This is a genomic window from Undibacterium sp. GW821-FHT07F11 (genome assembly GCF_059418665.1).
The window spans coordinates 328732-340944 of the sequence record NZ_JBWKQH010000006.1 but is presented as its reverse complement, the minus strand read 5'-3'; the positions used below and the strand labels follow the sequence as shown (position 1 = coordinate 340944).

Below are 12213 nucleotides of genomic sequence, written 5' to 3'. Positions count from 1 at the left end.
CCCATGGGTATGTTGCAAGAATTTAAAACATTTATCAGCCGGGGCAATGTCGTTGACCTGGCAGTTGGCGTCATCATTGGCGCTGCTTTTGGCAAGATCGTTGATTCTCTGGTTGGCGATATCGTCATGCCCGTGATCGGGCGCATCGTCGGTGGCCTTGATTTTTCCAACTACTACATCCCGCTGAATGGCCAGGGCACGCATCTGGTGCTGGCAGAAGCAAAAAAAGCGGGTGGTGTTATCGCTTATGGTAATTTTGTGACTGTCAGCGTCGGTTTCGTTATCCTGGCTTTTGTGATTTTCCAGATGGTGAAACTGGTCAATGCGCTCAAAAAGGCAGAGCCAGCACCGGAACCTGTGCCAGAGGTCACCCCTGAAGATGTATTGCTGTTGCGTGAGATCAGAGACGCCTTGAAGAAGTAAGAGAAAAACTTTTATTTTTCAAAAAAAACCAACTCAAAAAAACAATTGCAAAGTCCCCTCTCTTTCCAAGGGTGGGGCTTAACATCATCGCTAATCACACCGGATTATCAATATCCACAAAACTATGCTGCACCCCGAACGTGTCAGCAATAAACTGCCCCAAACTCTGTACCCCGAAACGCTCGGTCGCATGATGACCGCAAGCGATATAAGCCACGCCTGATTCACGCGCCAGATGCACCGTGGGCTCAGAAATTTCACCACTCAGATAAACCGAGGCACCTGCTGCAATCGCCTGGTCCAGCATATTCTGGGCAGCACCAGTGCACCAGGCAACGCGACCCACTGGCGCTGCCGGATCACCGATCAACAGGGGCTTGCGACCCAGTTTTAACTCTATGTGCAGGGCCAAATCGGCCAGGGTAGCGACCGCACTATCATCCAAAGTACCCAGCCAGGCGAGATCATTTTCACCAAAGCGACCGTCTGCCGTCAGGCCCAGGCGGCGGGCCAGGCCTATGTTATTGCCCAGTTCTGCATGATTATCCAGCGGCAGATGGTAGGCAAACAGGGAAATATCATTCTCCAGCAAGAGTTTCAGACGGCGCTGCTTTTGTCCTATGACGCGCATATCCTCGCCTCGCCAGAAGTAACCGTGATGCACGAGGATGGCGTCGGCCTGCATTTCCACGGCTTTTTCCAATAATGCTAAACTGGCAGTCACGCCACTGACGATATGTTTAATCGTGCTGCGCCCTTCCACCTGTACGCCGTTTGGGCAATAATCACGAAAGTAATTTACTTGCAGTTCTTTTGCCAGGAATTGCGCTAATTCGTCCCGATTCACTGATTTCATACTGATTCTTTCTATGCGTCGTCTTTGGTTATTGTTTGCCCAAACTGTCACTGTCGGTCTGGCGATCTGGTTTATTGTAACCACCTTGAAACCCGATTGGGTAAAAGGGGGGTATAACACCAGGCAAACCCAGATTTTGAATGCTGGCGCCATCGTCAAGGAAGCACCTGCCAATAGCGTACCCGCGCAAAGTTCTTATGGCGCGGCGGCAAAGCGGGCCATGCCATCGGTGGTGAATATTTTCACTTCAAAAGAAGTGCGCCAGCGTCGCAATCCCTTATTGAATGACCCCTTCCTCAGACGCTTTTTTGGTGATCAGCAAAACCCGCAAGCCGAGCGTTTGTCCAGCCTAGGCTCTGGCGTGATCGTCAGTTCAGAAGGCTATATCCTCACCAACAACCATGTAGTTGAAACTGCTGACGATATCGAAGTTGCTTTGGCTGACGGCCGCAAGACCAGCGCCAAGATAGTTGGTACTGACCCGGAAACCGATCTGGCAGTCATCAAAATCAATTTGCCAGATTTGCCTGCAATCACCCTGGGGCGCTCCGATACGGCCAGTGTCGGCGATGTCGTCCTGGCTATCGGCAATCCCTTTGGCGTAGGCCAGACCGTCACCATGGGCATTATCTCTGCGCTGGGACGCAATAACCTGACAGAAAATGCCTTTGAAAACTTTATCCAGACGGATGCAGCAGTCAACCCCGGCAACTCTGGCGGCGCTCTGGTGGATGTCAATGGCAATCTGCTGGGTGTTAATACGGCAATTTATTCACAAACGGGAGGCTCGGTAGGCATAGGTTTTGCCATCCCGGCAACCACCGTCAAGCAGGTCATGGAATCCATCATCACCAATGGCCATGTGGTGCGCGGCTGGATAGGTGTGGAACCACAAGACATTACGCCAGAACTGGCAGACAGTTTTGGTCTGAAGCAAAAATCCGGAGCAATCATCGCCGGCGTGATACGCGGCGGCCCGGCTGACAAGGCTGGCATGAAACCAGGCGACATCCTGATCGCCATCGAAGGTAAACCCGTTGGCGACACCACCCAGATGCTGAATCTGGTGGCACAACTGAAACCTGGTAACAAAGCCAAGATCACGGTCTTGCGCGATACCAAGGAACCTACACTGGAAATCCTGATAGGCAAACGCCCGTCAGCACGCAAAGAAGAAAACCGGGAATAGAAATCCATGCATTTGATCGACTTGCAAGCTTACTTGTCCGAGCTGGGCGACAACAATAACCGCGCCTGGTTCGTCATGAACAAACCGCGCTATGACATTTTACGGGCAGAATTTTTGCAACTGGTCACCGAAATGATCACTGAGATCAGCAAATTTGATCCCGCCATCATAGGACTGGAGCCGAAAAAAGCACTTTTCCGCATTAACCGCGACGTGCGTTTTGCGCATGACAAATCACCGTATAAAACCACCTTCTCTTCCTCTATAGTCCCGAGCGGACGCAAGAAGCCTAGTGAAGGCGGCGGGCCTGCGTATTATTTCCAGATGGATGGTACTGGCCGCCTGTTCTATGCGGTCGGTGAATACATGCCCCCCTCAGACCGTTTGAAGGCGATACGCAATCACATCGTCGCTGACCCGGATGGTTTTGCCAAGGTATTGAAAGACAAGAAGCTGAAAGCACAGTTTGGTACGCTGCAAGATGAAGGCAAGCTGCAGCGCCCGCCCAAAGGCTTTGATGCCGACCTGCCACATATAGAACAGATCAAGCTGAAGAATTTCATGGTATGGACAGAATGCCCGCTCAAGGGCATGGATACGGATGAATTGAAATCTACCCTGCTGACAGCTTACCGCAGTGCCATGCCGCTGGTAAGCTGGTTAAGGTCGGCCTGAAACTTACTGGCTGTTTGATTCGCCAGCTTCTGGTGGCGCCTGGGTTGCCCTGACGAATAGCGGGGCAATGAGCAAGCCCAATTCAAACAATAAAATCATCGGTATCGCCAGTGAGAACTGGCTGACAATATCGGGTGGCGTCACAATCGCGGCAATCACAAAGGCACCGACGATGACATAAGGCCGTATGGCCTTGAGTTTTTCCAGCGATACCAGACCCATGCGCACCAGGACCACGACTACGACCGGCACTTCAAAGGTCACGCCAAAAGCCAGGCACATGGAAATAATAAAATCCAGGTAATTTTCTATATCAGGCGCGACACTGATGGAGGCAGGTGCAAATTCATTGATAAATTTAAAGACACGGCCAAACACCAGGAAATAACAAAACGCTACACCACTAAGAAATAGCAGGGATGAAGAAATAACCAGTGGTGCTACCAGACGCTTTTCATGGGCATACAGACCGGGCGCAACGAAAGCCCAGACCTGATACAAGACCCATGGCAAGGCCACCATGAAAGCCAGCAGCAAGGTCACTTTCATAGGCACCAGGAACGGCGAAATAACACCCGTCGCGATCATTTTCGATCCGGCTGGCAGGGATGCCAGCATGGGTTGCGCCAGAAAATCATAAATCGCTGATGGCCCTGGCCATATCATCAAGACTGCACAGGCGACAAGCACGCCGCCAAGTATCTTGACCAGCCTGTCGCGCAGTTCGACAAGATGCGAGATAAAGCTCTCTTCAGGACTGTGTTCCGTTTGATCGCTCATGCGAATACCGCCAAATTATAAAAACGCAAAGACATAAGCGAAAATTAAAAGAAACTGCCGCCAGAACGGGGATAGGCACGGTGGCGCGCCATTCTTGCCGATCCAGAGATAATATGCTGGCGCTGACCGTGGCGGTTTTTATACCAGGCGGGCAATGCGGAAGTGCGGGCAAGTTTTTTACGACGGAAGCTTTTTACCTTGACCGCCAATTGCTCAGGTGTTGCTGTATGCAACAGGGCCGTATCGGTTTCCTGATCCAGGTTGCGCAATTCCTGCTCGGTTTCTGACCAGGTCTGATGTATGGATTGCTCTACATTGTGAGCGGCATCCTGTACATCTTTTTGCATCTTGCGCAATTCTTCCAGCTCAATTTCACGGCTGACTTCGGATTTGACTTCATTGATATAGCGCTGCGCACGACCCAGCAGGGTGCCAGCCATCCTTGCCACCTTGGGCAATTTTTCAGGACCGATAACAATCAATGCAACCACGCCTATCAATGCAAGCTTGCTGATACCAAGATCTATCATGCTGGCAACCCCGGCAAGGGTTGCACATCAGCGCAAGGAAAATGCATCACAGCTTGGATTTGTCTTTTGCTTCTACGTCTATGGTGCTTTTGTCAGCAACCTGCTGTGACGATCCCGGTTTTTCCTCTTCACCTTTGACGCCGTCCTTGAAGCCCTTGACGGCCTTACCCAGGTCGGAACCGACATTGCCCAGCTTCTTCGTGCCAAACACCAGCACGATGACAACCAGAACGATCAGCCAGTGCCAAATACTTAATGAACCCATTACTTACTCCCAGTGAGAGTCTTGCTCTCGAAAAATATGATAAAAACCTGTAATTGTCACCGCCAGCGAAAGCTGGTGCCAGTGCCGGGTCAATAAAAACCCGCTATCAGCGCTGCCCACGCCAAGGCTTGGGACCACCTATCACATGCATGTGCAAATGATACACCTCCTGCCCACCATCTGGCCCGGTGTTGATCAGGGTTTTATAACCACCTGACAAACTGCCATCGGCCTGCTGTACCGGAGCACAACCCTGCTCTTGCGCCAGCTTTGGCGCCAGCGCCAGCATTTTACCCAACAAGGCAGTATGTTCTGGCTGTATCGAAGACAAAGTATCGATATGAACTTTAGGAATGATCAACAGGTGCACAGGGGCAGCCGGGTTGATATCTTTAAAGGCCAGCAATTCGTCATCTTCATAAACACTGGCAGAAGGAATTTGTTTTGCAGCAATCTTACAAAAAATGCAGTTATCCACGTTTTATCCGTTTCTCAACAAGACGTATACTTATGCTCACGCATCCTTGCGTGCCGCTTTTTCTTCAATGCCAGAAATACCTTCACGCCTGGCCAGCTCATCAAGCACCTGTTGAGGGCTGAGATCATACTGGGCCAACATGACAAGCGAATGAAACCAGAGGTCGGCGCACTCATATAAAAGCTTGGACGCATCACCTGACACCCGGGCATCCTTGGCAGCCATCACGGTTTCTGTTGCTTCTTCGCCTATCTTTTTCAAAATAGCGTCGTCACCCTTGGAAAACAGGCGGGCGACATAGGACTTATCCGGATCGCCACCATTCACCAGCTTGCGGCTTTCTATGATCTCTGCCAGACGCTGCAAGGTCTGCTCTTGTGTATTGCTCATTGCACGATACTCATTTATAGATACTTTCCGGATCTTTCAAGACCGGATCAACCGCCAGCCAGTCACCATCATTGAGGCTGCCCTCAAACTTCTGGAAGAAGCAGGAATGGCGGCCAGTGTGGCAGGCGATGCTGTCAGTCTGTTCTATCTTCAGCAAGACCACGTCTTCGTCACAATCGATACGGATTTCCTTGACCTTCTGGATGTGGCCTGACTCTTCACCTTTATGCCAGAGTTTCTTGCGCGAACGGCTCCAGTAAACAGCTTCACCCAGTTCCACGGTTTTAGTCAGTGCATCGCGGTTCATCCAGGCAAACATCAGAATGTCGTTGCTGCTGGCCTCTTGCGCGATGACAGGCACCAGGCCGTTTTCATCCCACTTGACCTTGTTCAACCATTTTGCCGCGCTCATGACAACCTCATCGGTATATGTTGTGCAGCCATAAATTGCTTGGCTTCGCCTACTGTATGTTGTCCATAATGAAAAATGCTGGCAGCCAGTACCGCATCTGCCCCACCCACTTTGATGCCATCGGCCAGGTCCTGCAAACCACCGACACCACCTGAGGCAATGACGGGTATCGATACGGCATCTGACACTGCACGTGTCAGGCCCAGATCAAAACCGGAACGGGTACCGTCCTTGTCCATGCTGGTCAGCAGGATTTCGCCTGCACCCAGCTTGGCCATATGCTGCGCCCATTCAACCGCATCCAGGCCAGTGGCATTGCGGCCACCATGAGTGAATACTTCCCACTTGCCTGGCCCCACATTTTTGGCATCAATGGCCACGACTATGCATTGAGAGCCGTACTTATGTGCCGCATCTGCTACCAGTTGCGGATTGGTCACGGCAGAAGTATTGATGCCTACCTTGTCAGCACCGGCATTAAGCAAACGGCGTACATCAGCCACGGTGCGCACACCGCCGCCAACCGTCAGCGGGATGAACACTTGTGAAGCGACGGCTTCAATAATCGGCAGTATCAGGTCGCGGCCATCAGAAGAAGCCGTGATATCGAGAAAAGTAATTTCATCTGCGCCCTGCCCGTCATAGCGGCGGGCGATTTCTACCGGGTCACCGGCATCGCGCAGTTCCTGGAAATTAATGCCCTTGACGACGCGGCCAGCGGTCACATCAAGACAAGGGATAATACGTTTGGCTAAGCTCATTCAGTCTCTTCTTCATCATCGAATTCACCGCTGAGCTCGTCAGCACGGTCTTGTGCAGACAACAAATCCAGGGTGCCTTCGTAAATCGAACGGCCACAGATCACACCTTCTATGCCCTCGTCCTGCACAGCGCACAGGGCTTCAACGTCGGCCAGTACATGCACGCCGCCAGAAGCGATAACGGGGATGCTGACAGCCTGCGCCAGCTTGACGGTGGCTTCAATATTCACGCCACCCATCATGCCGTCACGGCCTATGTCGGTATAGACAATGGCTTCAACGCCATAGCCTTCAAATTTCTTGGCAAGGTCGATGACTTCATGGCCAGACAATTTGCTCCAGCCATCGGTGGCTACCTTGCCATCCTTGGCATCTATGCCGACGATGATCTGGCCAGGGAAGGCACTGCAGGCATCCGCCAGGAAACCGGGGTTTTTGACCGCAGCCGTACCTATGATGATGTAGGACAAGCCATCGTCAAGATAACGTTCTATGGTATCGAGATCACGGATGCCGCCACCCAGCTGCACCGGGATTTCTTCAGTATCGGTTTCTTCTGCGTAATCACGCACCGCTTGGATGATGGCTTTGACGGCCGCCTCGTTCTTGGGCTTGCCGGCAAACGCGCCGTTCAAATCCACCAGATGCAGACGACGCGCGCCCTGACGCAGCCAATGGCGCGCCATTTCGGCAGGGTCTTCAGAAAATACGGTGGCCTGGTCCATGTCACCTTGTTTAAGGCGTACGCAGTGGCCATCTTTCAGGTCTATAGCAGGGATGAGCAGCATGATATGAGAAAAAGTAGGAACGTCAATGAGACAATAAAAAAGACAATACCAGTTAAAAATCAGGGTAAACAATTTACATCAGACACTACAGAGCCACTTATGGTTTCCAGTGTACAAAATTCTTATACAGTTGCAAGCCAGCTGTGGCGCTCTTTTCAGGGTGGAACTGGGTAGCAAAGATATTGTCACGTGCTACTGCACAGGCAAAGAGGCTGCCGTAATCCGTCAAGCCCACCGCATGTTGCGTATTTGCAGGTTGGGCATAATAGCTGTGCACAAAATAAAAATAGGCATCATCAGCAATATCTTGCCACAAGGCATGAGACTGCGATTGATGCACACGGTTCCAGCCCATTTGTGGCACTTTGTAACGCGAGCCATCTGCCTGCAATTGCCCATCCAGTTCAAAGCGTACCACTTTACCGGGCAAGAGACCCAGGCCAGGGGTATTACCCTCTTCGCTGACATCAAACAACATCTGCTCACCCACACAAACACCAAACAGGGGTTTGCTGCGTGCAGCTTCCAGCAAGGCGTCTTGCAGGCCCGATTCGCGCAGGCAACTCATGCAGTCCGGCATGGCACCCTGCCCTGGTAAAACAATGCGGTCTGCACTACGGATATCGGCAACTTCGCCAGAAATCAGCACATTCGCTTCCGGTGCTACCGCACGCAGGGCTTGCGCTACCGAGCGCAAATTACCCATACCATAATCTACTACTACAATTTTATTCATAATGAATCACCAGCAAGCTGGTATCTCGTGTCTGCTATCTGTATTGGCATTACGATCAAAGGCTGCCTTTGGTCGAGGGGATGATTCCTGCCGCACGCGCATCCAGCTCAGTTGCCATGCGCAGGGCACGGCCAAAGGCTTTGAACACAGTTTCGCATTGATGATGGGAGTTGTCGCCGCGCAAGTTATCGATATGCAAGCTGACTAAAGCATGATTGACGAAGCCCTGGAAAAACTCACGGGTCAGATCGACATCAAAATTGCCTATCATGGCGCGGGTAAAGGGGATATGGTATTCCAGGCCTGGACGGCCAGAAAAATCAATGACCACGCGCGACAATGCCTCGTCCAGAGGCACATAAGCATGGCCATAGCGGCGTATGCCTTTTTTATCACCAATCGCCTTGGCAAATGCCTGGCCCAGGGTAATACCAACGTCTTCTACCGTATGATGAGCATCAATATGCAGGTCGCCTACGGCTTCTATGTCCAGATCAATCAGGCCATGACGGGCAATCTGGTCCAGCATATGGTCCAGAAAAGGGACGCCGGTATTGAGTTTTTGCTGGCCTGTGCCATCAAGATTGATGGCAACACGGATTTGTGTTTCATTGGTATTGCGGGTAACCGCCGCAATGCGTTCTATGGGCTTATTCATTTTGATGATAAAGATGCTGCCAGGGCAGCAAGAAAAAGAGCATTCTCTTCACGGGTGCTGACTGTAATACGCAGACAGTTACCCAGCAGATTATGCATTTTACCTACATTTTTGACTAAAATTTTTTGTTCGCGTAATTTCACAAAGACTTGTTCGGCATTCGCAACACGTATCAGCACAAAATTGGCAGAAGAAGGAAAGACTTGCACCTCTGGCAAGCTTGCCAGAGCAGCCATTAGTTCCGTGCGCTGCTGGCGCAATTCTGCTGCCTGAGCATCCAGTACCTCGACCCTGCTCAGCACAAATTCTGCTGCTGCCTGCGTCAGTACATTGATGTTGTAAGGCGGGCGCACTTTTTCAAATTCATGCATCAGGGCATTATTGCCAGCCATATAACCGAGACGTATGCCTGCCAGGCCGAGTTTGGAGACTGTGCGCATGACGACCAGATTATCAAACTCCGCCAGGCGTGACATGAAGCTGGCCTGGGCAAATGGCTGATAGGCTTCATCGACGATGACGATGCCTTTATCGCCTACCGCGTGCAGAATAGCGAACATGTCATCCGCGTCATACAGCGTGCCGGTGGGATTATTGGGATAAGCAAGGTAAGTGATGGCTGGTTGATGCTCAGCAATAGCCGCCAGCATGGCTGCCTTGTTCAGCGTGAAATCAGGGTTCAGGTCCACACCGACAAATTCCAGCCCGGCAAACAGGGCAGACATGGCGTACATGACAAAGCCGGGCACAGGTGCGAGCACCTTGGCCCCCGGTTTGGCGCAGGCGATGGAGACCATGCTGATAAGTTCATCCGAGCCATTGCCGAGGACGATGTCATGGCCCGCAGGCACACCGAGTTTGTCGGCAATCAATTGCTTGAGGCTGGCATAGGCAGGTTGTGGATAACGGTTCAGTACAACGCCTGCCAGATGAGTGGCCAGTTCCTGCTGCATGTCAGGTGGCAACAGGTAAGGGTTTTCCATTGCATCCAGCTTCACAAAACCGCTGGCGTCCGGCACGTGATATGCAGACAGACTGGCGATTTCAGGGCGTATCAGTTTGGTGATGCTCAATTCTTGCTCCATGTTCAGCTAGTACATTGAAAATCACGCAGACCTCTGCTCAACACTGTTCAACACAAATCAGGCAGAAAGTTCTTCCGTGTCGATGGAGGCCAGGCGATTTTCTATCATTGCGCAATAGTCGGGATTTAATTCAAATCCGACAAAATCACGCCCGCAACGTTTGGCAGCTACGGCGGTGGTGCCGCTGCCCATGAAGGGATCGAGAACAACACCGCCGGGTGGGCAGGAAGCCTTGATCATGCGCTCGATGATTTCGAGCGGTTTTTGGGTGGGATGTTCTTCACGTTCGGCATGCTCTCTGTGCAGGCGCGACACACTCCAGACATCCTTGGGATTGAATCCCATTTCCAGCCACTTCGCACCCTCAAAAATCTTGCGGCTGCGGGCTTTCTTGGTGGCTGCATCATACGGGATGCGTATCGCATCCAGGTCAAAATAATAATCCTTGGCTTTGACAAAAAACCCTATGGTGTCATGCACCGATGAATACTTCCGTACGGTACCACCCATGGATGGCACCCGTCTGTCCCAGATAATTTCATTCATCATGCTCATACGTTGCTTGAGCATGACAAAGACTTCAGGCGAATAACGCCAGGTCAGGAAGATATACAAGCTGCCATTGGCCTTCAGCTTGGGCAGGGCCAAGTCTATCCACTGCGCCATCCATTCCAGATAAGCAGCCGACTCCATCTTGTCAGACTCGTTGCCATAATCCTTGCCCAGACCATACGGTGGGTCGGCCAGCAATAAGTCTATGCTGGCATCAGGCAGACGCGCCAGACCTTGCAGCGCATCTTCACAAAAAACCTGGTTACGCCATTCGGCCATCATATGCAGGTATTCATAGCAGCCAGCAATTTTGCTTTCATGGCTTGAGCCGCAATTCTGCGCTGCGCGCATGGGCCTGCAAGCCTTCGCCATAGGCCAGCTCTGCGGCTACTTTGCCCAACGTCTGCGCGCCCTGCTCACTGACAAAAATCATCGATGAACGCTTTTGGAAGTCATACACGCCCAGCGGTGAAGAGAAACGCGCCGTGCGTGAAGTCGGTAAGACATGGTTAGGGCCAGCGCAATAATCGCCCAGGGATTCAGACGAATAGCGACCGAGGAACAAGGCACCGGCATGACGTATCTTGTCTGCCCATTGCTGAGGATTTTCTGCAGAAATCTCCAGGTGTTCAGCTGCGATGCTGTTGGCAATTTCGCAGGCTTCATCCATATCGCGCACCTTGATCAGCGCACCGCGATTGGCCAGGGAAGTACGTATCACTTCATGCCTGGGCATGTCCGGCAGCAGCTTGATGATGCTGGCTTGCACTGCTTCGATATAAGCTTCGTCCGGACACAACAAAATGGATTGCGCCAGTTCGTCATGTTCAGCCTGTGAGAACAAATCCATGGCGACCCAATCAGGGTCTGTCGTGCCATCGCACAAGATCAGAATCTCGGATGGGCCGGCGATCATGTCTATGCCGACCACGCCAAACACGCGGCGCTTGGCGGCGGCCACATAGGCATTGCCTGGACCAACGATTTTATCAACTGGCGGTATGCTTGCCGTGCCGTAGGCCAGGGCGCCAACAGCCTGTGCACCACCGATGGTGAAGACACGGTCAACACCAGCAATGGCAGCAGCCGCCAAGACCAGGGGATTTTTTACACCGTCTGGCGTGGGCACCACCATGATGATCTGTTTGACGCCAGCTACTTTAGCGGGTATCGCATTCATCAATACGGATGAAGGATAAGCTGCCTTGCCGCCAGGTACGTAAATACCCACGCGGTCCAGTGGCGTGACTTTTTGGCCGAGTACGGTGCCATCAGCTTCGGTATAGCTGAAACCGGCAGAGCCACATTCTGTCTTTTGAATTTCGTGATAGGCGCGTACGCGTGCTGCCGCGGTTTCCAGCGCAGTGCGGCGTTCTATATTCAGGGATGCCAGTGCTGCCTGCATTTCTTCCTGCGTCAATTCCAGCGCGGCAACGCTGCTGGCATTCAGGCGGTCAAAACGATTGGTCGCTTCCAGCACGGCAGTGTCGCCACTGGCTTTGACGCTGGCCAAAATCTGCGCAGCGGCGCGGTCTATCGCTTCATCTTCACTCGCTTCAAAAGCCAGCAGTGAAGTCAGTTTCCTGGAAAAATCTGCATCTGTTGTATCAAGCCGGGTAATCAGGGATGCCATGC

General features: G+C 52.0%; 17 protein-coding genes. 3 read left to right on the top strand and 14 right to left on the bottom strand.

The annotated features are described in order from the left end of the window. Positions 1-3: 3 nt before the first annotated feature. The gene (gene mscL / locus AC07OI_RS17270; RefSeq protein WP_495258051.1) at positions 4-423 is read left to right on the top strand and encodes a large conductance mechanosensitive channel protein MscL; all 420 of its coding nucleotides are present in this window, start codon (positions 4-6) and stop codon (positions 421-423) included. 94 nt (positions 424-517) lie between these two features. On the opposite strand, the gene AC07OI_RS17265 is transcribed toward mscL, so the two are convergent. Beyond that, entirely contained in the window at positions 518-1279 is a 762-nt protein-coding gene (locus tag AC07OI_RS17265; RefSeq protein WP_495258050.1) for a Nif3-like dinuclear metal center hexameric protein, read from the bottom strand. Positions 1280-1292: 13 nt separating this feature from the next. Here AC07OI_RS17265 and AC07OI_RS17260 point away from each other — a divergent pair, with 13 nt between their 5' ends. Together AC07OI_RS17260 and AC07OI_RS17255 are read left to right on the top strand one after the other, a co-directional pair. After that, on the top strand, positions 1293-2468 hold the full coding sequence (locus AC07OI_RS17260; RefSeq protein WP_492704967.1) for a Do family serine endopeptidase: 1176 nt from the start codon (positions 1293-1295) through the stop codon (positions 2466-2468). Positions 2469-2474: 6 nt separating this feature from the next. Then, a complete protein-coding gene (locus AC07OI_RS17255; RefSeq protein ID WP_492704965.1) occupies positions 2475-3143 on the top strand; it encodes a DUF2461 domain-containing protein in 669 nt (222 codons plus the stop codon). Positions 3144-3146: 3 nt separating this feature from the next. Here the strand turns inward: AC07OI_RS17255 and tatC are convergent, their stop codons facing one another. From tatC to hisD, 13 genes are all read right to left on the bottom strand, one after another. Beyond that, complete coding sequence (gene tatC / locus AC07OI_RS17250; RefSeq protein ID WP_492704964.1) at positions 3147-3923, bottom strand: twin-arginine translocase subunit TatC; 777 nt, start codon at positions 3921-3923, stop codon at positions 3147-3149. Between the two features lie 44 nt (positions 3924-3967). Beyond that, positions 3968-4453 (bottom strand): Sec-independent protein translocase protein TatB, encoded by a 486-nt coding sequence (gene tatB / locus AC07OI_RS17245; protein ID WP_492704963.1) that lies wholly within the window; start codon positions 4451-4453, stop codon positions 3968-3970. 46 nt (positions 4454-4499) lie between these two features. Next, positions 4500-4718 (bottom strand): Sec-independent protein translocase subunit TatA, encoded by a 219-nt coding sequence (tatA, locus tag AC07OI_RS17240; protein ID WP_492704961.1) that lies wholly within the window; start codon positions 4716-4718, stop codon positions 4500-4502. Positions 4719-4824: 106 nt separating this feature from the next. Continuing rightward, on the bottom strand, positions 4825-5196 hold the full coding sequence (locus AC07OI_RS17235) for a histidine triad nucleotide-binding protein (protein WP_495258049.1): 372 nt from the start codon (positions 5194-5196) through the stop codon (positions 4825-4827). Positions 5197-5232: 36 nt separating this feature from the next. Then, a complete protein-coding gene (locus AC07OI_RS17230; RefSeq protein WP_492704959.1) occupies positions 5233-5586 on the bottom strand; it encodes a phosphoribosyl-ATP diphosphatase in 354 nt (117 codons plus the stop codon). A gap of 10 nt (positions 5587-5596) precedes the next feature. Next, entirely contained in the window at positions 5597-5998 is a 402-nt protein-coding gene (hisI, locus tag AC07OI_RS17225; RefSeq protein ID WP_423005153.1) for a phosphoribosyl-AMP cyclohydrolase, read from the bottom strand. After that, a complete protein-coding gene (gene hisF / locus AC07OI_RS17220; RefSeq protein ID WP_110256503.1) occupies positions 5995-6759 on the bottom strand; it encodes an imidazole glycerol phosphate synthase subunit HisF in 765 nt (254 codons plus the stop codon). The genes hisI and hisF overlap by 4 nt, the downstream gene beginning before the upstream one ends. Continuing rightward, positions 6756-7547: a 1-(5-phosphoribosyl)-5-[(5-phosphoribosylamino)methylideneamino]imidazole-4-carboxamide isomerase gene (hisA, locus tag AC07OI_RS17215; RefSeq protein WP_110256502.1), complete on the bottom strand. Its 792-nt coding sequence runs from the start codon at positions 7545-7547 to the stop codon at positions 6756-6758. Before hisA ends, hisF begins: the two co-directional genes overlap by 4 nt. A gap of 97 nt (positions 7548-7644) precedes the next feature. Further along, entirely contained in the window at positions 7645-8283 is a 639-nt protein-coding gene (gene hisH / locus AC07OI_RS17210; protein ID WP_495258048.1) for an imidazole glycerol phosphate synthase subunit HisH, read from the bottom strand. A gap of 55 nt (positions 8284-8338) precedes the next feature. Next, on the bottom strand, positions 8339-8941 hold the full coding sequence (gene hisB, locus AC07OI_RS17205; protein ID WP_492704956.1) for an imidazoleglycerol-phosphate dehydratase HisB: 603 nt from the start codon (positions 8939-8941) through the stop codon (positions 8339-8341). Continuing rightward, positions 8938-10026 (bottom strand): histidinol-phosphate transaminase, encoded by a 1089-nt coding sequence (gene hisC, locus AC07OI_RS17200; RefSeq protein ID WP_495258047.1) that lies wholly within the window; start codon positions 10024-10026, stop codon positions 8938-8940. Before hisC ends, hisB begins: the two co-directional genes overlap by 4 nt. 57 nt (positions 10027-10083) lie before the next feature. Next, a complete protein-coding gene (locus tag AC07OI_RS17195) occupies positions 10084-10857 on the bottom strand; it encodes a DNA-methyltransferase (protein WP_495258107.1) in 774 nt (257 codons plus the stop codon). A 37-nt stretch (positions 10858-10894) separates the two neighbouring features. Next, positions 10895-12211: a histidinol dehydrogenase gene (gene hisD / locus AC07OI_RS17190; protein WP_495258046.1), complete on the bottom strand. Its 1317-nt coding sequence runs from the start codon at positions 12209-12211 to the stop codon at positions 10895-10897. Positions 12212-12213: the final 2 nt, after the last annotated feature.